Source organism: Castellaniella sp., from assembly GCF_049673105.1.
Taxonomy (GTDB): Bacteria; Pseudomonadota; Gammaproteobacteria; order Burkholderiales; family Burkholderiaceae_B; genus Castellaniella.
Map to the genome: position 1 here is coordinate 72,043 of NZ_JBATXG010000019.1, position 19,293 is coordinate 91,335.

At 62.9% G+C, this 19,293-nt stretch carries 19 protein-coding genes; 8 read left to right on the top strand and 11 right to left on the bottom strand.

Features of this window, described 5'->3' with window-relative positions; genetic code table 11:
* Position 1 precedes the first annotated feature (1 nt).
* The 5 genes from WBF69_RS07160 to rodA are packed head-to-tail and all read left to right on the top strand — an operon-like array spanning position 2 to position 5,689.
* Entirely contained in the window at positions 2 to 1,045 is a 1,044-nt protein-coding gene (locus tag WBF69_RS07160; RefSeq protein WP_043685149.1) for a rod shape-determining protein, read from the top strand.
* Between the two features lie 27 nt (positions 1,046 to 1,072).
* A complete protein-coding gene (gene mreC / locus WBF69_RS07165; RefSeq protein ID WP_424262725.1) occupies positions 1,073 to 1,957 on the top strand; it encodes a rod shape-determining protein MreC in 885 nt (294 codons plus the stop codon).
* Entirely contained in the window at positions 1,938 to 2,504 is a 567-nt protein-coding gene (gene mreD, locus WBF69_RS07170; protein ID WP_424262659.1) for a rod shape-determining protein MreD, read from the top strand. Before mreC ends, mreD begins: the two co-directional genes overlap by 20 nt.
* A gap of 9 nt (positions 2,505 to 2,513) precedes the next feature.
* The gene (gene mrdA / locus WBF69_RS07175) at positions 2,514 to 4,550 is read left to right on the top strand and encodes a penicillin-binding protein 2 (RefSeq protein WP_424262661.1); all 2,037 of its coding nucleotides are present in this window, start codon (positions 2,514 to 2,516) and stop codon (positions 4,548 to 4,550) included.
* Entirely contained in the window at positions 4,547 to 5,689 is a 1,143-nt protein-coding gene (gene rodA / locus WBF69_RS07180) for a rod shape-determining protein RodA (RefSeq protein WP_424262663.1), read from the top strand. Before mrdA ends, rodA begins: the two co-directional genes overlap by 4 nt.
* Positions 5,690 to 5,716: 27 nt before the next feature.
* Here the strand turns inward: rodA and mutY are convergent, their stop codons facing one another.
* Genes mutY through WBF69_RS07195 form a run of 3 tightly spaced genes read right to left on the bottom strand, consistent with a single transcriptional unit; the run spans position 5,717 to position 8,429 of the window.
* Positions 5,717 to 6,853 (bottom strand): A/G-specific adenine glycosylase, encoded by a 1,137-nt coding sequence (gene mutY / locus WBF69_RS07185; protein ID WP_424262665.1) that lies wholly within the window; start codon positions 6,851 to 6,853, stop codon positions 5,717 to 5,719.
* Entirely contained in the window at positions 6,853 to 7,761 is a 909-nt protein-coding gene (locus WBF69_RS07190) for a cell division protein FtsX (protein ID WP_424262667.1), read from the bottom strand. Before WBF69_RS07190 ends, mutY begins: the two co-directional genes overlap by 1 nt.
* Positions 7,758 to 8,429, bottom strand: a complete 672-nt coding sequence (locus WBF69_RS07195; RefSeq protein ID WP_424262669.1) for a cell division ATP-binding protein FtsE — start codon at positions 8,427 to 8,429, stop codon at positions 7,758 to 7,760. The genes WBF69_RS07190 and WBF69_RS07195 overlap by 4 nt, the downstream gene beginning before the upstream one ends.
* A 219-nt stretch (positions 8,430 to 8,648) precedes the next feature.
* Here WBF69_RS07195 and WBF69_RS07200 point away from each other — a divergent pair, with 219 nt between their 5' ends.
* A complete protein-coding gene (locus tag WBF69_RS07200; protein WP_424262671.1) occupies positions 8,649 to 9,257 on the top strand; it encodes an OmpA family protein in 609 nt (202 codons plus the stop codon).
* Between the two features lie 84 nt (positions 9,258 to 9,341).
* Here the strand turns inward: WBF69_RS07200 and thiC are convergent, their stop codons facing one another.
* Positions 9,342 to 11,255 (bottom strand): phosphomethylpyrimidine synthase ThiC, encoded by a 1,914-nt coding sequence (gene thiC, locus WBF69_RS07205; RefSeq protein WP_424262673.1) that lies wholly within the window; start codon positions 11,253 to 11,255, stop codon positions 9,342 to 9,344.
* Between the two features lie 226 nt (positions 11,256 to 11,481).
* Positions 11,482 to 11,853 carry a helix-turn-helix domain-containing protein gene (locus WBF69_RS07210; RefSeq protein WP_424262675.1) on the bottom strand — a complete coding sequence of 124 codons (372 nt, stop codon included), beginning with the start codon at positions 11,851 to 11,853 and terminating at the stop codon, positions 11,482 to 11,484.
* A 162-nt stretch (positions 11,854 to 12,015) separates the two neighbouring features.
* Between WBF69_RS07210 and WBF69_RS07215 the strand changes: the two genes are divergently transcribed.
* Positions 12,016 to 12,750 carry a helix-turn-helix domain-containing protein gene (locus WBF69_RS07215; RefSeq protein WP_424262677.1) on the top strand — a complete coding sequence of 245 codons (735 nt, stop codon included), beginning with the start codon at positions 12,016 to 12,018 and terminating at the stop codon, positions 12,748 to 12,750.
* A gap of 47 nt (positions 12,751 to 12,797) precedes the next feature.
* On the opposite strand, the gene WBF69_RS07220 is transcribed toward WBF69_RS07215, so the two are convergent.
* Positions 12,798 to 14,051, bottom strand: a complete 1,254-nt coding sequence (locus WBF69_RS07220) for a D-amino acid dehydrogenase (protein ID WP_424262679.1) — start codon at positions 14,049 to 14,051, stop codon at positions 12,798 to 12,800.
* Between the two features lie 276 nt (positions 14,052 to 14,327).
* Between WBF69_RS07220 and WBF69_RS07225 the strand changes: the two genes are divergently transcribed.
* On the top strand, positions 14,328 to 14,816 hold the full coding sequence (locus WBF69_RS07225; RefSeq protein WP_424262681.1) for an Lrp/AsnC ligand binding domain-containing protein: 489 nt from the start codon (positions 14,328 to 14,330) through the stop codon (positions 14,814 to 14,816).
* Here WBF69_RS07225 and proB read toward each other — a convergent pair.
* From proB to argJ, 5 genes are all read right to left on the bottom strand, one after another.
* Positions 14,797 to 15,963, bottom strand: a complete 1,167-nt coding sequence (gene proB / locus WBF69_RS07230) for a glutamate 5-kinase (RefSeq protein WP_424262683.1) — start codon at positions 15,961 to 15,963, stop codon at positions 14,797 to 14,799. The genes WBF69_RS07225 and proB overlap by 20 nt on opposite strands.
* 98 nt (positions 15,964 to 16,061) lie before the next feature.
* Positions 16,062 to 17,174, bottom strand: a complete 1,113-nt coding sequence (gene obgE, locus WBF69_RS07235) for a GTPase ObgE (protein WP_424262685.1) — start codon at positions 17,172 to 17,174, stop codon at positions 16,062 to 16,064.
* A 68-nt stretch (positions 17,175 to 17,242) separates the two neighbouring features.
* Positions 17,243 to 17,503 (bottom strand): 50S ribosomal protein L27, encoded by a 261-nt coding sequence (rpmA, locus tag WBF69_RS07240; RefSeq protein ID WP_298014471.1) that lies wholly within the window; start codon positions 17,501 to 17,503, stop codon positions 17,243 to 17,245.
* Between the two features lie 20 nt (positions 17,504 to 17,523).
* Positions 17,524 to 17,835: a 50S ribosomal protein L21 gene (gene rplU / locus WBF69_RS07245; RefSeq protein ID WP_424262687.1), complete on the bottom strand. Its 312-nt coding sequence runs from the start codon at positions 17,833 to 17,835 to the stop codon at positions 17,524 to 17,526.
* A gap of 185 nt (positions 17,836 to 18,020) precedes the next feature.
* A complete protein-coding gene (gene argJ, locus WBF69_RS07250; RefSeq protein WP_424262689.1) occupies positions 18,021 to 19,247 on the bottom strand; it encodes a bifunctional glutamate N-acetyltransferase/amino-acid acetyltransferase ArgJ in 1,227 nt (408 codons plus the stop codon).
* Positions 19,248 to 19,293: the final 46 nt, after the last annotated feature.

Sequence of the window (19,293 nt, forward strand, 5' to 3'; positions counted from 1 at the left end):
CATGTTCGGATTCCTACGCAGCTATTTTTCCAGCGATATGGCGATTGACCTTGGTACGGCCAATACGCTGATTTATGTCCGCAGCAAGGGCATTGTGCTTGACGAACCCTCGGTCGTCGCCATCCGCCATGACGGCGGACCCAACGGAAAAAAAATCATCCAGGCCGTCGGTCACGAGGCCAAGCAGATGCTGGGCCGGGTGCCGGGCAACATCGAGGCCATCCGCCCGATGAAAGACGGTGTGATCGCCGACTTCACCGTCACCGAACAGATGCTCAAGCAGTTCATCCGCATGGTGCATCCGCGCAGCATGTTGGCCCCCAGCCCGCGCATCATCGTTTGCGTCCCCTGCGGCTCGACCCAGGTCGAACGCCGCGCCATCCGTGAATCCGCTCTGGGTGCGGGCGCCAGCCAGGTCTACCTGATCGAGGAACCCATGGCTGCAGCCATCGGCGCCGGCTTGGCCGTGTCGGACGCCAGCGGCTCCATGGTCGTGGACATCGGCGGCGGCACCACCGAAGTCGCTGTGATCTCCCTGGGCGGGATGGTCTACAAAGGCTCGGTGCGCGTCGGCGGCGATAAGTTCGACGAGGCCATCATCAACTACATCCGCCGCAACTACGGCATGTTGATCGGCGAACCCACCGCCGAACTGATCAAAAAGGAAATCGGCTCGGCCTTCCCGGGATCCGAAATCCGCGAAATCGAAGTCAAGGGCCGCAACCTGTCCGAAGGCGTACCGCGCAGCTTCACGGTGTCGTCGAACGAAATCCTGGAATCCCTGACCGACCCGCTCAACCAGATCGTGTCGGCGGTCAAGACCGCCCTGGAACAGACGCCGCCCGAACTGGGCGCAGACATCACCGACAAGGGCATCGCCTTGACGGGCGGTGGTGCCTTGCTGCACGATCTGGATCGCCTGCTTCAAGAAGAAACCGGCCTGCCCGTGGTTGTGGCCGAAGACCCGCTGACCTGCGTGGTGCGTGGCTGCGGCGAGGCGCTGGAACATCTCGAGCGTCTGGGCGGGGTGTTCATCTACGATTGATCGAGCGGCATCCGCTCTTTGTCCGTCATGCGTGAACCTGGGACGCTCAGACTTTTCAAACGGGGACCCAGCGTCGAGGTCCGTCTGGCCTTGCTGCTGCTTGTCTGTCTGTCGCTGATTGTGACGGATGCGCATTGGTCTGTCCTCAGCCCCGTGCGCCAGGCGCTGGCAACGGCTATTTACCCATTCCAGCGACTGGTCCAGGCGCCGCGCGAGGCGATGGACTATGTGGACAGCTGGTCGCATGCGGCTGCGCTGGCCCGCGAGGAACAAGACGCGCTGCGCCGTCAGCAGATCGAGATGGCGCAGCTGGTCATGCACGCCGCCCAGCTGACCACCGAAAACGAGCAATTGCGTCGTCTGCTGAAGGTTTCCGAATCCATTTCGCAACGGTCGGTGGCGGTCGAAGTCTTCTATGTGCCGCCCAATGCCTTCAGCCACCGGCTGGTGTTCAATAAGGGTTCCCAGGCAGGCATTGAGCCGGGCATGCCGGTCATCGACGAAGGCGGGGTCGTGGGGCAGATCATCCGCGTGACGCCTTTTACCTCCGAAGCCGCTTTGCTGATTGACGACCAGGTGTCCATCCCCGTTCAGGTCTTGCGCAACGGGCTGCGTCTGATTGCCTTTGGCAGCGACGAAGTCGGCAAACTCGAAGTCCGCTACCTGACTGCCAATATGGATGTGCAACCCGGTGATATTCTGGTCACCAGCGGGATTGGCGGCCTGTTCCCGGCGGGCCTGTCCGTCGGCAAGGTCGAAAAGGTCGACCGGGATCCCGGCACGGGTTTTGCCATGGCGCTGGCCGAGCCTTTATCGCATCCCGAACGCTACCGCCATTTCCTGGTGCTGCGCGTCGATGTGTCGAAAGTGCCCAAAACCGAGGAGGTCGAACATGCCCGTGGCCAGCCCTAAGTCGTCTGCCGGCAGATCCTCGCTGATGTCCCTGCAGCCGGTGGATGCGGCGCCTTTCCATCGGCCTTCTTCTGCCTGGCTGGTTTGGGGGTCCTTGATCCTGGTCTGGCTGGCGTCTCTGTTGCCCTGGCGGCTGTGGCAGCCGGTCCCCGACATGCTGCTGCTGGTGCTGGCCTTCTGGTGTCTGTATGAACCCAGTCGCGTGGGGCTGCTGACGGCCTTCGTGCTGGGGTTGCTGATGGATGTGCATGATGCCGATCTGCTGGGCCTGCATGCCCTGAATTATGTTCTGTGCGCCTACGGAATCCTGCGGCTGCACGGGCGACTGCACCATTTCAATGTCTGGGTTCAGACGGTGCACCTGATGCCGATTTTCGTCGTCGCCGCCCTGGTGTCGCGCCTGCTGGGGGCTTGGCTCAATGGGGAATGGGTGGGCTGGGACTGGCTATGGACGGCGCTGATCACCGGCGCTCTCCTGCCCCTGGCGGATGTGCTGCTCCTGCTGCCCCAGCGCCGACTGGACGGCGATGATGGCGGATCGGTGTGATGGTCCGGCATGTTTGAGTTTCGCAAGACCGGCCAACATCAGCGCCAGATCGTATTGCTGCGCGCCTGGGTGGCCGGAATATTCGCCCTGGTGTGCCTGCTGCTGCTGGTTGGCCGTTTGTGGCATTTGCAGGTGGTGCGGTATGACAATCTGGCGGCGCGCGCCGACCAGAACCGTATCACGATCGTGCCGATTCCTCCCCGGCGCGGCCAGGTCACTGACCGCCATGGTGAAATCATGGCCACCAATCTGCGGGACTACACACTGCTGGTGACGCGGGCGCAGATTCAGGGGAAAGTCGAAGACTTGCTGGATCGTTTGCGGGAATTGGTCTACATCAGCGACGGCGATGAACGTAAATTTTTACGTGCCTATCAGCAAAGTGGTCGTTATGCGCCGGTGTTGTTGCGCAACAATCTGAATGATGTCGAGGCGTCCTGGTTTGCCGTGCATGCCTTTGAGTTCCCAGGGGTCAGCCTGGAGGCTCGTTGGGTGCGCGCTTACCCTCAGCATGAATCGGCGGCGCATGTCCTGGGTTTCGTGGGGCGGATATCGGAAGAAGATCAACAGCACCTAGAGGAAACCGGCCAGGAAGGCAATTACCGGGGTACTCTGGTGATGGGCAAGAAAGGCATCGAAAAGACCTGGGAAAGCATGCTGCATGGCCGCACCGGGGTCGAAGAACTGGAAGTCACGGCCACCGGCAGGCCCGTGCGCGAACTCAATCGCACGGATCCGATTCCCGGCGCCAACCTGGAACTGTCCCTGGACACGGGGTTGCAGCAACTGGCCGAGGCGCAGTTCGCGGGCAGGCGGGGGGCGCTGGTGGCCATTGCGCCGCACACCGGCGAGGTCCTGGCCTTCGTGTCTTCGCCCTCTTTCGACCCCAATCTGTTCATCGATGGCATCGATGTGGAAAACTGGCGCAAGCTCAATGACTCGCCGGATCATCCGCTGATCAACCGGCCCCTGTACGGCACCTATCCCATTGGCTCGACCTATAAGCCGTTTGTGGCAATGGCCGCTCTGGAAATGGGCTTGCGCGGGGCTCAGGACCTGATTCCCGATCCGGGCTATTTCGAATTGGCGGGGCAGCGGTTCCGCAATGCGGGCGGCGCGGTCTACGGGCCGACCAATATGCGTCGGGCGATTGCCGTGTCGTCGGATACCTATTTCTTTTCATTGGGCGCGCAGATGGATATCGACGCCTTGCATGATTTCAGCCAGCAATTCGGCTTTGGCCAGATCACCGGTATCGACCTGGATGGCGAGCGGCGCGGCGTCCTGCCCTCGCGAGCCTGGAAGCGCAAGACCTACAAGAAGCCGGAACAGCAGCACTGGTATCAGGGCGAGACGGTGTCGGTGACGGTAGGTCAGGGCTACAACGCGTTCACGCTGCTGCAGCTGGCGCAGGCGACCTCGGTGCTGGCCAACGACGGGGTCTATATGCGACCGCACCTGGTGCGACGTATCATCGATCCTCTGACGGGGCGGTTCTCTTATCCGGTGCAGACGCCGCAATACACGATTCCGCTCCAGCCCGCCAATCTGAAAGTGGTGCGCGATGCGATGGTCGATGTGATCAACAAGGGCACGGCGCGGCGCGCTTTCGAAGGGGCGCCCTACCAGGCGGCAGGCAAGACCGGCACGGCGCAGGTCTTCAGTCTGAGAGGCGCCAAATACAAGGCGCATGCCGTGGACGAGCGTTTGCGCGATCATGCCTTGTTCATGGCCTACGCGCCGGTGGACGATCCGCAGATTGCCATCGCGCTGATCGTGGAGAACGGCGGTTGGGGGGCTTCGGTGGCCGCGCCGATTGCGCGGACCGCCTTTGATTATTGGTTGAACCCGACGCGCGTGGCTCAGCGCACCTTGCAGCGGCAGGCGGAGCAGGCTGCGTATCAAACGATGAATGCCGTCGCGCCGCCCGTCCGAGGGATGCCGGAGGCGGCTCCCGCGCCGGATGACGATGCGGCGCCAGAACCCGCGCCCCCGCCAGATGCGGATACTCCGCCAGAGGACGGCGCCCCGGAGAACACTCCATGAAATTCATCGTGCTGGCCGTGCGCCGCATGCTGTCGGTCCTGGACTGGCCTTTGTTGATTCTGCTGGTGGTGATGGCCGTGGTCGGGATGGCGACCATGCATTCCGCCGTCGGCAACACAGATTGGCGTTTCGCCGATCAGCTGCGCAATTTTCTGATTGCCTTTGTCGCCATGTGGGCCGTTGCCTTGATGCGCCCGAGTTTTATCATGCGCATGGCGCCCGTCCTGTATGTGGCCGGCGTGTTGCTCCTGGTGGCCGTGATGTTGTTTGGCGTCACCAGCAAGGGGGCGACGCGCTGGCTGGATCTCGGGATAGGGCGCATTCAGCCCTCGGAAATGATGAAGATCGCCGTGCCGCTGATGCTGGCCTGGTATTTTCAGCGCCAGTCCAGCGGGCAGTTCCGGGTGGCGGACTTTCTGGTGGCCGGGGTGCTGTTGCTGATCCCCGCCGCGCTGATCATCGAACAGCCGGATCTTGGGACGGCCTTGCTGGTGCTGGCCTCGGGATTCTGCGTCATTTATTTCGCCGGGCTGCCCTTCAAACTGCTGGTGCCCGTGGCGCTGGTAGTGATATTGGGTCTGGGGACGTTGGTGGCCTACGAAGACCAGATCTGCCAGCCGGATGTGGACTGGGTGGTGCTGCACGACTATCAGAAATACCGGGTCTGCGTGCTGTTGAACCCGGGGTCCGATCCCCTGGGCAAGGGGTTTCACACCATCCAGTCGATGATCGCCGTCGGCTCGGGCGGGGTGTATGGCAAGGGCTATATGCAGGGCACGCAGACGCACCTGGATTTCATTCCTGAACGCACGACCGACTTCATCTTTGCAGTGTTCGCCGAGGAATTTGGCCTGTATGGCGGCGTGATGCTGTTGCTGCTGTATGCCCTGATGGTCTTGCGCGGTCTGACGATCACGGTGCGTGCCCCAACCCAGTTCGGGCGTCTGCTGGGCGGGGCCATGTCCATGATGATGTTCGTCTACGTCTTCGTGAACATCGGGATGGTGACGGGCGTACTGCCCGTGGTCGGGGTGCCGTTGCCTTTCATGAGCTACGGCGGGACGGCCCTGATGACGCTGGGGGTGGCCTGCGGCCTGCTGATGGGCATCGGCGGGCATCAGCCGCGCTCGCCTGGATGACGTAACAGCACGCAGAGGCCGCACCGCTCAAAGGTGGGGCGGGTACAGGCCCAGCAGCAGGCGTGACAGCGGAGCGGGTTGGCCGATGTTCGGTAGCTGCGTCAGCGGTACCCAGGTGGACTCGCCCGACTGGTTCGGAATCACGGCTGGGTTGCGCGTTCGCGCCGGCTTGCCTGGCGCGGGATCAGGCGCTGCCGTGATCGGGATTGGGTGGGCCGATAGCGGTCCCTGCAGTTGGATGCGCACCGGCTGGATCAGCAGGCGGAAATGCGTGAAGACGTGTTCGATCGTCGCCAGTGTCTGTATTTGACTGGCGGCGGGGCGTTGTGGGCAGAGCGTGTCCAGCGTGGCGCGGTCGTCAAAGGTCGGCAGCGCCCACAGGCTGCCCCAGATACCGTCTGCGGGCCGGCGTTGCAACCAGAGATGGTCTTCGCATTCGATGATCGGCATCCAGCAGCTATGCAGGGCCTGAGTGCGCCGAGGACGAGGGTTGGGCAGGGTGTCTTGCAGGCCTTGTTGCCGGGCGGCGCAATCCGCCGTCAGCGGGCAGCGCAGGCAGTCTGGTCGGGATCGGGTGCAGATGGCGGCCCCCAGGTCCATCTGCCCCTGGGTATACGCCCGCATGTCCAGATGATCGGGCGCCTGGTCCAGCCAGGCTTGGGCATGCGTCCAGAGCGCGCGGGTCATGGCGGTGCTGCCGGGGTCTCCGGCCAATGCCAGATAGCGGATCAGGACGCGGCGGACATTGCCGTCCAGAATGGGCGCGCGCTCGCCATGGGCAAAAGCAGCGATGGCGGCTGCCGTGGATCGACCGATGCCGGGTAGCGTTTCCAGCGAAGCGGCGTCGGGCGGGAATTGACCGCCGTGCGCATCGCGCACCAGCTGAGCGCAGCGGTGCAGATTCCGGGCGCGGGCATAGTAGCCCAGCCCGGCCCAAGCCTGCAGCACGGCGTCGGCAGGCGCATCGGCCAGCGCGGTCACCGTCGGGAATTTTTCCAGGAAGCGCAGGAAATACGGAATGACGGTCGCTGCCTGGGTTTGTTGCAGCATGACTTCCGACAGCCAGATTCGGTATGGGTCGCGCGTATGCTGCCAGGGCAGTCCGTGACGGCCCGATTGTTTCTGCCAGGCCGCGATACGGGATGCTGGATCTGACGCGTGCATCAGAATTGGGTATGTCGGGTCACCGACAGACGGGCAGCGATGGCCCCCAGCAAAATGATCAGAATGCCGGACAGCAGCAGATCAGAGGCGGCAGGCAGGTGTAGAGACCAGGAAATGCCGTAGCTTTGGGCGAACCGCCCCAACAGGGCATTCAGGGGCGTCATGGTCAGCCAGGCCAGCAGCAGGGCCAGCAGACTGGCGGCCAGGCCGGTCAGGGCGCCCAGATACAGAAAAGGGCGCCGCACGAAGGATTCCGTGGCGCCCACCAGGCGGGCTACCGCAATTTCCTCGCGCAGGGTCAGGGCTTGCAAACGGACGGTATTGAACACGGTGGCCAGCACCACCACGATGACGGCGATGGCCAGTAAACCCAGACCGACCCGGACGAAGGACAGCAGGGATTCCAGGCGCCGCACCCATTCGCTGTCGAGCTGGACGTGGTCTACGCCCGGCCATTGCCGCCAGGCATCGGCGAGTGCGCGCGCTTGTTGAGCAGGGGCCTCGGAATCCTTCAGCGTCACGATCAGGGCATCGGGCAGCGGGTTGTCCGCCAAGGCGTCCAGCGCCTGCGCCCAGGCGGGGTCGGCCCGCAGTTGAGTCATGGCCTGGTCGCGCGGCAGCAGCCGGGCGTCCGCAATGTGGTCGCTGGCTTGATCCTGCAGGCGCTTGAGCAGTGCCTGCTGTTGATCTGCGGATGTGCCGGGCGCCAGGAACAGGGTCAGTTCCGGGGCGACCGCCAGTTCTTTGGCCAGGGGTTGGCTGGATTGCAGCACCGCCGCGCCCAGGATGGGGACAGCCAGCATCAGGGCGATGACGACGATGTTCGCCAGGGACGAAAAAGGGTGCAGGCGCAGTCGGCGCAGGGCGACTTGCAGCGCATAACGATGGTGGCGCAGCCAGCGTGTCATGTGGGAACTCCGGGCAGATCCGTGAAGCGACCGCCCTCGATGTGCAGAGTGCGTTGGGCGTAGCGCGCCATCAGCGCGGTATCGTGCGAGGCGATCAGCGTTGTGACCCCCACCTGATTGAAGTCGCGAAAGACATCCATGATGTGTGTGGCGCTGTCATGGTCCAGATTGGCGGTGGGTTCGTCGGCGATCAGGATCGCCGGTCGCCCGACGATGGCGCGTGCGATGGCCAGCCGCTGCTGTTCGCCGCCGGACAATTCGATGGGTAGCATGGTTTCCTTGCCGCGCAGGCCGACTTTTTCCAAAGCGGCGCGAGCCCGCGTGGTGGCCCTGTCGGATTCCAGGCCCTGCACGGCCAGGGGCAGCAGGACATTGTCGAAGGCATGACGGTCGAACAGCAGATGGGCGTCCTGCAGAATCAGGCCGACGGTGCGGCGCAGATAGGGCAGGGTACGAGAGGACAGCCGGTCGATGCGGTGACCGTTGACTGTGACCGCGCCTCGGCTGGCTGGTTCCAGGCCGCCCATCAGTTTCAGCAGGGTGGATTTACCCGCCCCGGACGGGCCAGAGACGAAAATGAATTCTCCCGCTTCGATGCGGAAGTTGACGTCGGCCAGGATGTTGCGGCCTCGTCCGTAGGATTTGAAGACGTGCTGGAATTCGATCATGGGGTCTCTGTGCCTGGTCCCGGCGCTTGTTGGTCCCGATTGTATTCCGTGTCGCCGGCCTGGATGGCGGGTTCTCTGCCTGAGCGACGAAAAGCCAGATTTGCAACGAACACTTACAACCGAGCAGATACATCCTGCTACGCTAGTTGAACCATCAATAATCAGGAGGATGCTATGGCGACAACAAGGTATTTTGCTACCCGCGTAGCGGCGGTCGGGATGCTGGCCATGTTAACGGCTTGCGCCAATGTGACTCCGCAAGGCCAAAACACAGCGGTGGGAGCGGGAGCCGGGGCGGCCATCGGCGCAGGGCTGGGGGCTTTGATCGGGGGCAGCAGCCACGGTGCGTTGGTCGGTGCGGGGATCGGTTCCGTTGTGGGCGGGGTGGTTGGCTACAACTGGAAGGCCATCAAAGGAGATGTGGAAAAGTCCGGTGCATCCGGTTTGGGGGTAGCGGTGATCGAAATGCCTGATGGCACGCTGAAGGTCAATATTCCCAGCAATGTGTCGTTCGATACGAACAAGTCCGTGCTGAAACCGGAATTGCTGCCGGTGCTCGACAGTGTGGCGCGTGCTTTGAACCAGCACCCGGAACTGAGGGCCAAGGCGATTGGTTATACGGATGCTTCAGGGTCGGATGCGATCAATATGCCTTTGTCGCAGCGCCGGGCGGGCGCGGTCACGCAATATCTGGCGGGCCAAGGCGTCGCGCCGGGTCGTTTGACGGCGGAAGGCCAGGGGTCGGCGAATCCGGTGGGCGACAATAATACGGCGGCGGGCAAGGCGCTGAACCGGCGGGTGGAATTGTTCCTGTACGCGGTGAAGTAAGGCTGGTTCTTAAGTCGCCTGGGGGGGGCCATGCCCCCTCTGCCGACTGTGCCAGGCGGCCCCTTCAAAGAAATACCAGAGCCATCACGCCTTCTGATACACCTCCGCCCCCTGCGCAATGAACTCTGCTGATTTTGCTGCCATTCCCTGCGCTAAGGCGGTGGCCTCGTCCAGGCCGTTTTCCTTCGCATAATCCCGCACATCCTGCGAAATCTTCATGCTGCAGAACTTCGGCCCGCACATCGAACAAAAGTGCGCCACCTTCATCGAATCCTTGGGCAGCGTCTCGTCGTGAAAGGCGCGGGCCGTGTCCGGGTCCAGGCCCAGATTGAACTGATCTTCCCAGCGGAACTCGAAACGCGCCTTGGACAGCGCATTGTCACGGATCGCCGCGCCTGGATGACCCTTGGCCAGATCGGCTGCGTGCGCCGCGATCTTGTACGTGATGATCCCGTCCTTCACGTCCTGCTTGTTGGGCAAGCCCAGGTGTTCCTTGGGCGTCACGTAGCACAGCATCGCCGTGCCGTACCAGCCGATCAGCGCCGCGCCGATGCCTGATGTGATGTGGTCGTAGCCGGGGGCGATGTCCGTGGTCAGCGGCCCCAGGGTGTAGAACGGCGCCTCATGGCAGTGCTTCAGCTGCAGATCCATGTTTTCGCGGATCATCTGCATTGGCACGTGGCCGGGGCCTTCGATCATCACCTGCACATCGTGTTTCCAGGCCACCTGGGTCAGCTCGCCCAGGGTGCGCAGTTCCGCGAATTGGGCTTCGTCGTTGGCGTCGTAACCCGAGCCAGGGCGCAGACCGTCTCCCAGGGAAAAGCTGACGTCGTAGGCCTTCATGATCTCGCAGATATCTTCGAAGCGCTCGTACAGGAAACTTTCCTTGTGGTGTGCCAGGCACCATTTGGCCATGATCGAACCGCCGCGTGACACGATCCCGGTCATGCGGCTGGCCGTCATCGGCACGAAGGGCAGACGCACCCCGGCGTGGATGGTGAAATAGTCCACACCCTGCTCGGCCTGTTCGATCAGGGTGTCGCGGAAGATCTCCCAGTTCAGTTCCTCGGCAACCCCACCGACCTTTTCCAGGGCCTGGTAGATCGGCACCGTGCCGATGGGCACCGGCGAATTGCGGATGATCCATTCGCGCGTTTCGTGAATGTGCTTGCCGGTGGACAGGTCCATCACCGTGTCGCCGCCCCAGCGGATCGCCCAGGTCATTTTCTCGACTTCTTCGCTGATGTCAGAGCGGATCGCCGAATTGCCGATATTGGCATTGACCTTGACCAGGAAGTTGCGGCCAATGGCCATGGGTTCCACTTCGGGGTGGTTGATGTTGGCGGGAATGATGGCGCGGCCCAGCGCGATCTCCTGGCGTACGAAGTCTGCGGTGATGGTGTGCGGGATGGCTGCGCCGAAAGATTGCCCAGGATGCTGGCGGGTCAGGCGCTCGGCCAGGCGGTTTCCTTCCGGGCCGCTGTCGCGCAAGCTTTCCACGTAGTGCGCGCGGCGCAGGTTTTCGCGGATGGCGACGAATTCCATTTCGGGCGTCACGATGCCGCGTCGCGCATAGTGCATCTGCGTCACATTGGCGCCGGGGCGGGCGCGGCGCGGGGCGCGGGTGCGGGTAAAGCGCAGGGCGTCGAGCTCTGGATCGGATTGGCGGGCGCGGCCGTATTGGCTGCTCAGGCCATCTAGCGTTTCCGTATCCTGGCGCTCCAGAATCCAGGGCAGGCGGGGGGTATCAAGGCCCTGCCGGATGTCGATGGTGACGTCCGGGTCGGTGTAGGGGCCGCTGGTATCGTAGACCGTCAGGGGCGGATTGCTTTCACCCCCGAACAGCGTGGGCGTGTCGTCCTGCTGGATTTCCCGGAACGGGACGCGGATGTCCGGGCGGGAGCCCGTTTCATAGATCTTGCGGGAAGCCGGCAAGGGCTGGATGGCGGCGTTGTCGACCGTGGCCTGAGTGGCGAAAAACTGAGGATTGGTAGTCAAGAGGAAGCTCCAGGTTCGAAAAATTTCGGAAATGGAGCCGAATCGGGGAGGACGGAAAGCGCGTTCCGGGGAAAGGCTGGACACCGCGCACGCTCCCAGCATCGGCATTATCCGTACTGGTACGAAGGGTGTTTCTCAACCTGACGGCTGTGCCGTCGAGTACCCCTGCGAAGACTTGCAGTATAAGGGGATGATTGCAGGCCGGCCAGTGCCGATCCTGGAATAATCAGTATTTGGGGGAAGCCATCAGGCTGTCGATCAGGGCTGAGACCGTGGTTTCCACGGTCTGCCTGTCCTTGGGCTTCAGCGACCAGAACACATGAGGTTCTATCGAGGGAAATGGCCAGGGCGCCGCGTGTTCGTGCATGGTCGCCAGGTCGCTGGGCGCCGGTTCCGCAGTGCCTTCGCCGCGGCTGAGCCAATAGATGTCCACGGACAGGGTCTGGGCCAGATTCAGCAATTTCTTGGGGGATTGGCGGCTGCCATTTTCGTAGCTGGAAATGGCGCTTTGCGACAGGCCGCAAGCGTGCGCCAGCTGAGCCTGGGATAGGCCGCGCTTGATCCGGGTCTGTCGCAATCGTTCGCCAAAGGTCTTCACGCACCCATTGGACTAAAAACGACCAGTACATTGGTGATCATGATTGATTACTAATGTAATAATAAGCACTAAATCAATGCTGAACACATTGCAGCCCAAGGCATCATGGATGATGCTGTCGAGATCGCCGTTGCATGTCGATTTGCCACAGGAGAATACATCGTGATGACTGACAAGGCCGTCTGGGTATTGGCGCCGACAGACAGCGATTGGACACGATGTCTGGCCTCCAGCGTTTGCCGGATGCAGCTGTTTCCCGAATCCGCTGCTTTGCAGAAGCGGTTGATTCAGGGGGGCCAGCCACCCGACGCGCTGGTGCTGCTGGCGGATGTGGCCTCCAACTGCCGGGGTGCGCAATCCACCCGCGCGGTGTGGCCAGACCTGATCATGGTGGCCTGGCATGGCCAGCCGGTGGGGCCCGAACAAGCCGCCTTGTTGGCCTGTGGGGTGGATTATGTCTTGCGTCCGGATGATCCTCACACGCTGCTGGTCTCGGTGCTGTTGGCGCTGGATTATCGGCGCGCGCGCTTCGGCCCGGATGTCCAGCCCCGTCCCTTTGCGCAGCTGAGCCAGGCGGGCGCAGATCTGCATATCGGGCCGTGGCGTCTGATGGATCAGGGATGGAGCCTGGGGTACGAGGGCGCGGGGGCGCTGCATCTGACGGTATCGGAACGCGCCCTTCTGTTATGCCTATTCGAGGCGCCCGGCCATGTGGCCAGTCATGCGGATCTGATCGCCGCCGTGCTGCAGGTCTGGCAACCGCGCCAAAGAGCCCGCATCCGCGACCCCCGCTGCCGCAGCATCATCAGCCGCTTGCGGCTGCGAGCTTGCGACGCCGGCATGCCGGCGCCACCTGTCGAGTCATTGCGGGATTTTGGCTATGCCTGGGCGCTGTGATGCGCCCGCCGGCGGCGTCGTGGTAACGCCGCCGGGTCTGGACGGGCTTAGCTGTTGTAGCGCTTGGCGTCCAGGTCGTCGCTGCGGATGGCAGTGGGCTGCGAGGACACGATGTCGGCGATCAGGCGACCGCTGCCGCAGGCCATCGTCCAGCCCAGCGTGCCGTGGCCGGTGTTCAAGAACAGATTGTCCAGCCGTGAACGACCGATGATGGGGGTGCTGTCCGGTGTCTTGGGACGCAGGCCGGTCCAGAAGTGCACGTCGCCGGGCGTGTAGCTGCCGGGGAAGAGATCGTTCAGGACCATTTCCAGCGTGCGCTGGCGGCGCGGGTCCAGATGCGTGTCGTAGCCCACGACTTCGGCCATGCCGCCCACCCGGATGCGTTGATCAAAGCGAGTCAGCGCGATCTTGTAGGTTTCGTCCAGCAAGGTGGATACCGGCGCCCGTGCCGGGTCGGCGATATCCACAGTGATGGAATAGCCCTTCATCGGATAGATCGGCAGATCCAGGATACCGCGCAGCAGCAGCGGGGAATACGAGCCCAGCGCCACGACGTAGGCGTCGGCCTGCATCAGACCCGACGCGCACTGCACGCTGCTGATGCGCCCGCCCGCCTGGTGCAGGGCCTGGATGGTTTCCCCATAGCGGAACTGCACGCCCTGGGCTTCGGCCAGCCGGGTCAACTCGTGGGTGAACAGACGGCAATCTCCGGTCTCGTCGTCCGGTGTGCGCAGGCCGCCGACCAGCTTGTGGCGGACCTGATGCAGCGCGGGTTCATAGTCGACCAGGCGATCCCCATCGATCATCTCGTAGGCGACGCCCGCATCGCTCAAGGCCTGCACGTCGAGCTGGGCGGCGTCCATCTGTTTCTGGGTACGGAAAACTTGCAGCGTCCCCTGGCGGCGGCCCTCGAACTGGATGCCGGTATCGGATTGCAGTTCGTGCAGGCACTGACGGCTATAGGCCGACAGGCGCAGCATGCGGTCTTTGTTGACGGCATAGCGGGCCGGGGTGCAGTTGCGCCACATGTCGAACATCCAGCGCAACTGGAACAGGCTGCCATCGGGCCGGATGGTCAGCGGAGCATGCTGGGTGAATAGCCATTTCAGGGCTTTCAGGGGGATGCCGGGGGCTGCCCAGGGCGAAGAATAGCCGAAGGACAGCTGCCCTGCGTTGCCGAAGCTGGTCTCTTCCGCGGTGCCCGATTCCCGGTCAATCACGGTCACTTCGTGCCCCTGGCGTGCCAGGTAATAGGCGCTCGTGACACCCACGACGCCGGCCCCTAAAACGAGAACCTTCATGGTCGAACCTCGATTAAATTAAATTTTAGTCATGATAGGCAATATCATCAGGTTATTTTTCATGAAAAAAATGAGTTTCCATGAAATACACACTGTGCCGGCTGGTCAAACCTTGCGCAGTAGTACAAAATGCTGCTTGTATGGAATGCCGCTGCTGCAGTGGCGGTTTTCACCCTGTTTCGCACCGACTTTAGCCTGCGCGCGCCGGCCTTTGTAACCGGCGCGGGGTGCGGCTTTTTGCGGTGAATCCGGGTAGCGCCTTTAGGAGAAAATATCGTGCGTATACAGAAAGAATCGGTGCATACGCTGGATAAGATCGATCGCCGCATTCTGGACATGTTGCAGCAGAATGGTCGCCTGTCGATGACCGAGTTGGCCGATGCCGTCGGCTTGACCGTCACCCCTTGCATCGAACGCGTGCGACGTCTGGAACGGGATGGCACGATCACAGGCTACCATGCCCGCGTGTCTCCTGCCGCGCTGGATGCCGGTTTGCTGGTGTTCGTGGAAATCAGCATGTCCAGCAAATCCGAACGCACTTTCGAGGAATTCCGCCGCGAAGTGCTATGCGTGCCCCAGGTCCTGGAATGCCATCTGGTGTCGGGCGACTTCGACTACATGGTCAAGGCGCGCATCAAGGAAATCAGCCAGTACCGCAATCTGCTGGGCAATATCCTGCTGCGCCTGCCGGGGGTCACACAGACCAAAAGCTGCGTGGTCATGGAAGAAGTCAAGGAAACGCTGTTTATTCCTGCGCAGAAGTAGCGGTGCGCGCCCGGACCACCACCATATTGTCGCGGTGGATCAGTTCGGGGTCGGACAGGTGCCCCAGGATGTCCGCGATGCGGGCGCTGGGCTGGCGCAGGATACGGGCCGTATCGGCAGCGGAATAGTTGATCAGTCCGCGACCGCATTCCACGCCATGCTCGTCGACACAGGCCACGACGTCGCCGCGTTCGAAATCGCCTTCCACATGCGTCACGCCGATCGGCAGCAGGCTGCGGTGTCCCTGCGTCAGGGCCCGCACGGCTCCGGCATCCAGGGTGACGCGCCCGCGCAGGCGCAGGTGATTCGCCATCCAGCGCTGGCGGGCGGACCGGACCGGCAGCACGGCCTGTAATTCGGTGCCGATGGCCTCGCCGGATGCCAGACGCTGCAGCACCGCCGGTTCGCGCCCGGACGCAATGATGGTGTGGCCGCCGCTGTTGGCGGCGCGTCGGGCAGCCAGGACCTTGGTCAGCATGCCGCCCGTGCCGATGGCGCTGCCTGATCCACCTGCCATGGCTTCCAGAGCGGGATCGCCTGCCTGGCCTCGGTGGATGAATTGCGCATCGGCGTGCTTGCGCGGATCGGCGCTGTACAGTCCCGCCTGGTCGGTCAGGATGATCAGCACGCTGGCTTCGACCAGATTGGTCACCAGGGCGCCCAGTGTGTCGTTGTCGCCAACGCGAATTTCGTCGGTGACGACGGTGTCGTTTTCATTGACGATGGGGACCACGCCCAGGTTCAGCAGCGTCACCAGGGTGCTGCGGGCGTTCAGGTAGCGGCGCCGGTCAGACAGGTCTTCGTGGGTCAGCAGAATCTGGGCCGTGCGGATGCCGTGGCGGGCAAAGGCGGCCTCGTAAGCCTGGATCAGGCCCATCTGTCCGACGGCTGCCGCCGCCTGCAGCTCGGACATGGCCTTGGGCCGGCGCGGCCAGCCCAGGCGGGCCATGCCTTCGGCAATGGCGCCGCTGGAGACCAGCACGATCTGGCGCCCTGCGGCGTGCAGATCGGCGATTTGTTCCGCCCATTGCGCCACGGCCTGCAGGTCGATGCCCCGGCCTTCATTGGTGACCAGAGACGAGCCGACCTTGAGAACCAGACGATGAGCGTCTCGGGCGACTGAAGAAGGCAGGGCAGGCGTAGACATACGGGCGGCGCGCAGCAGCAAAAGGTGGCGATCAGAGGCTCGCCTGATGGTGCAATCAGCCCGTCAGGCGAGTGTGATGCAGTGTAGCGCAGCCCGGCTCAGGATGGCGTCGGTTCCTGGTCGGGATCGTGGCGTCCGCGGTGCGCCGGATTCCCGGTAAAGCGGGGGTCGTCGTCTTGCGCGTGCGCGGCCTGCTGTTGCGCGTCCAGCCAGGACTGGATGGCGCCCATCAGCGCCGGTGCGCCCGATCCGGTCAAGGCGGAAATGCAGAATACCGGGCCGGTCCACTTCAGTTCGCGACAGATGCGGTCCTGGATGGCGGCGGGGTCCTCGATCATGTCCAGTTTGTTCAGCACCAGCCAGCGCGGCTTGGCCGCCAGTTCGGGGCTGTAGCGTTCGAGTTCGCGCACGATGGCCCGGGCGTCCTGGATGGCCTGGCCGCAGGCGTCGATGTCAGGATCGGGCGAATACACGTCCAGCAGGTGCAGCAGCACCCGTGTGCGGCTGAGGTGCCGCAGGAACTGATGACCCAGCCCGGCGCCTTCGGAGGCGCCCTCGATCAGGCCGGGGATATCGGCGATGACGAAGCTGTGGGCCGGAGACGTGCGCACCACGCCCAGATTCGGGTGCAGCGTGGTGAAGGGGTAGTCGGCGATCTTGGGCTTGGCATTGGAGACGCGCGCGATCAGCGTGGATTTGCCGGCATTGGGCATACCCAGCAGGCCGACGTCGGCCAGGACTTTCAATTCCAGTCGCAGGCGGCGTTGTTCGCCTTCGCGCCCAGGGGTGCATTGGCGCGGCGCCCGGTTGGTGCTGGATTTGAAGTGCAGATTGCCCAGGCCGCCGTTGCCGCCGGCGGCCAGTGTGACCTGTTCGCCGTGCCGGTTCAGGTCGAACAGCTGTTCGCCCGTATCGGCGTCGTGCACCACGGTGCCCACCGGCATGCGCAGGACGATGTCCGGCGCGCCGGCCCCGTATTGATCCGATCCCCGACCGTTTTCGCCGTTTTTCGCCCGATGCAGGCGGGCATAACGGTAATCGATCAGGGTGTTGATGTTGCGGTCGGCGATGGCCAGGATGGAACCGCCGCGCCCGCCGTCGCCGCCATCGGGACCTCCCATCGGGATGAATTTTTCCCGGCGGAAGCTGGCTACGCCGTTGCCGCCTTTACCGGCAACGACTTCGATGGTGGCTTCGTCTACGAATTTCATGATAAATACATTCTAATGAAAAAAAAGACCCTGCTGGATAGCAGGGTCTTTACACTAATCCAGGATGATTAGTTCACCGCTTCGACCGAGACGGTGCGCTTGTTCAGCGCCCCTTTGATCGAGAACTGCACGGTGCCGTCCACCAGGGAAAACAGCGTGTGGTCCTTGCCGATGCCGACGTTCACGCCGGGGTGAAACTGCGTACCGCGTTGACGGACGATGATGCCGCCAGCCAGGATCGCCTGGCCACCGTAGACTTTCACGCCCAGTCGTTTCGATTCTGAATCGCGGCCGTTGCGAGTCGAGCCGCCGCCCTTTTTGTGTGCCATGAGTTGTGCTCCTTACCGGATCAGGCCGCAACGGCGTCGATGCGGATTTCGGTGTAGTTCTGACGATGACCTTGATGCTTCTGATAGTGCTTGCGACGGCGCATCTTGAAGATTTTGATCTTGTCGTGACGGCCTTGTGCAAGAACGGTGGCTTTGACCGCAGCGCCGGCAACGAAGGGCGTGCCGATCTTCAGCGTATCGCCTTCGCCGACCGACAATACCTGGTCCAGCGAGATTTCTTGCCCAATGTCAGCCGGTATCTGTTCGATTTTCAATTTTTGACCAGCGCAAACACGATACTGTTTGCCGCCGGTTTTTATGACCGCGTACATGGGGATTCCCTGTTAAAAATGACCGGCGAGAACGGCGCGCGCCCCTGTTTTCAAGGGTGACACGCAAAGCCCGATTCATGATGCCGGGGATGCCAAAAACGGCCCAACTTCGCTAAAAGCTGGACCAAGCTTGTTATTTTTGCAGAATTCCGTTTGTAAATCAAGGGGATCTGGGTAAACGGGTGCTATGACCGGTAATCCGCATTGATGGTGACGTATTCGTGCGAAAAGTCGCAGGTGTACACCGTATCGGCGACCGTACCGCGCCCCAGGGCGACCCGTACCAGGATTTCGGCCTCAGCCATGATGCGCTGGCCGTCTGCTTCGCGGTAGCCGGGGTCGCGTCCGCCTTGGGATGCGACCTGCACATCGCCCAACCACAAGGTCAGCTTGGAGACATCCAGATCGTCGATGCCGGCGTAGCCGATGGCGGCCAGGATGCGCCCCAGATTGGGATCGGATGCATAAAAAGCGGTCTTGACCAGAGGGGAATGCGCGATTGCATAGGCGACTTTCAGGGCTTCTTCGGTGGTGGCGGCCTGTTCCACGCGGATGGTCATGAATTTCGTCGCGCCTTCGGCATCGCGTACGATTTTCTGAGCCAGATCGCGGGCGGCGTCTGTCAGGGCCTGGGCCAGGGAAGCGTAGCGCGGGTCCTGTTCGGATTCGATGCGCACGCCGCTGGCGCCGGTGGCCAGGATGATGAAGGAATCATTGGTGGACGTGTCGCCGTCGACCGTGATGCGATTGAAGGACTGATCGGCGATCTGGCGGGCCAGCGTCTGCAGCAACTGGGGCGCCAGGCCGGCGTCCGTACCCAGGAAGCCCAGCATGGTCGCCATATTGGGGCGGATCATGCCGGCGCCTTTGCTGATGCCCGTGATGGTGACGGTCGCGCCGTCCAGGTCGACCCGGCGCGAATGGATCTTGGGCTGGGTATCGGTCGTCATGATGCTGTGCGCGGCGTCGAACCAGTGGTCTTCCTGCGCATTCGCAATGGCGGCGGGCAGCGCGGCGATCAGGCGGTCCACCGGCAGCGGTTCCAGGATGACGCCGGTGGAAAAGGGCAGGATCTGATCGGCCCGCAGGTGCAGCTGGCTGGCCAGGGCGGCGCAGGTGTCGTTGGCGGCCTGCAAGCCCGGTGCGCCGGTGCCGGCATTGGCATTGCCCGTATTGATCACCAGGGCGCGGATGCCCTGGCCGGCGGCCAGGTGGGCTTCGCAGACCTGGACCGGGGCGGCGCGAAAGCGATTGCGCGTGAACACGCCCGCCACGGAGGTCCCCGCGTCCAGCAGCAGCACGGTCAGATCGCGGCGATCCGCCTTGCGGATACCAGCTTCGGCGATGCCGATACGAATGCCGGCGACCGGAAAAATGGCGTCACGCGCCGGGATATGCAGATTGATGGCCATGGGGATCGAGGGTCTGGGTTATTCGCAGGGGTCAAAAAACAAACTC

Excerpts from the sequence above, each read along its gene's own strand:
- rpmA (WP_298014471.1), bottom strand. The coding sequence starts at position 17,503 with ATGGCACACAAAAAGGGCGGCGGCTCGACTCGCAACGGCCGCGATTCA.
- mutY (WP_424262665.1), bottom strand. The coding sequence starts at position 6,853 with ATGCACGCGTCAGATCCAGCATCCCGTATCGCGGCCTGGCAGAAACAA.
- proB (WP_424262683.1), bottom strand. The coding sequence starts at position 15,963 with ATGTCTACGCCTGCCCTGCCTTCTTCAGTCGCCCGAGACGCTCATCGT.
- argJ (WP_424262689.1), bottom strand. The coding sequence starts at position 19,247 with ATGGCCATCAATCTGCATATCCCGGCGCGTGACGCCATTTTTCCGGTC.
- mrdA (WP_424262661.1), top strand. The coding sequence starts at position 2,514 with ATGTTTGAGTTTCGCAAGACCGGCCAACATCAGCGCCAGATCGTATTG.
- WBF69_RS07200 (WP_424262671.1), top strand. The coding sequence starts at position 8,649 with ATGCTGGCCATGTTAACGGCTTGCGCCAATGTGACTCCGCAAGGCCAA.
- obgE (WP_424262685.1), bottom strand. The coding sequence starts at position 17,174 with ATGAAATTCGTAGACGAAGCCACCATCGAAGTCGTTGCCGGTAAAGGC.
- WBF69_RS07160 (WP_043685149.1), top strand. The coding sequence starts at position 2 with ATGTTCGGATTCCTACGCAGCTATTTTTCCAGCGATATGGCGATTGAC.
- rodA (WP_424262663.1), top strand. The coding sequence starts at position 4,547 with ATGAAATTCATCGTGCTGGCCGTGCGCCGCATGCTGTCGGTCCTGGAC.
- WBF69_RS07195 (WP_424262669.1), bottom strand. The coding sequence starts at position 8,429 with ATGATCGAATTCCAGCACGTCTTCAAATCCTACGGACGAGGCCGCAAC.
- WBF69_RS07190 (WP_424262667.1), bottom strand. The coding sequence starts at position 7,761 with ATGACACGCTGGCTGCGCCACCATCGTTATGCGCTGCAAGTCGCCCTG.
- mreD (WP_424262659.1), top strand. The coding sequence starts at position 1,938 with ATGCCCGTGGCCAGCCCTAAGTCGTCTGCCGGCAGATCCTCGCTGATG.
- rplU (WP_424262687.1), bottom strand. The coding sequence starts at position 17,835 with ATGTACGCGGTCATAAAAACCGGCGGCAAACAGTATCGTGTTTGCGCT.
- mreC (WP_424262725.1), top strand. The coding sequence starts at position 1,073 with ATGCGTGAACCTGGGACGCTCAGACTTTTCAAACGGGGACCCAGCGTC.
- WBF69_RS07220 (WP_424262679.1), bottom strand. The coding sequence starts at position 14,051 with ATGAAGGTTCTCGTTTTAGGGGCCGGCGTCGTGGGTGTCACGAGCGCC.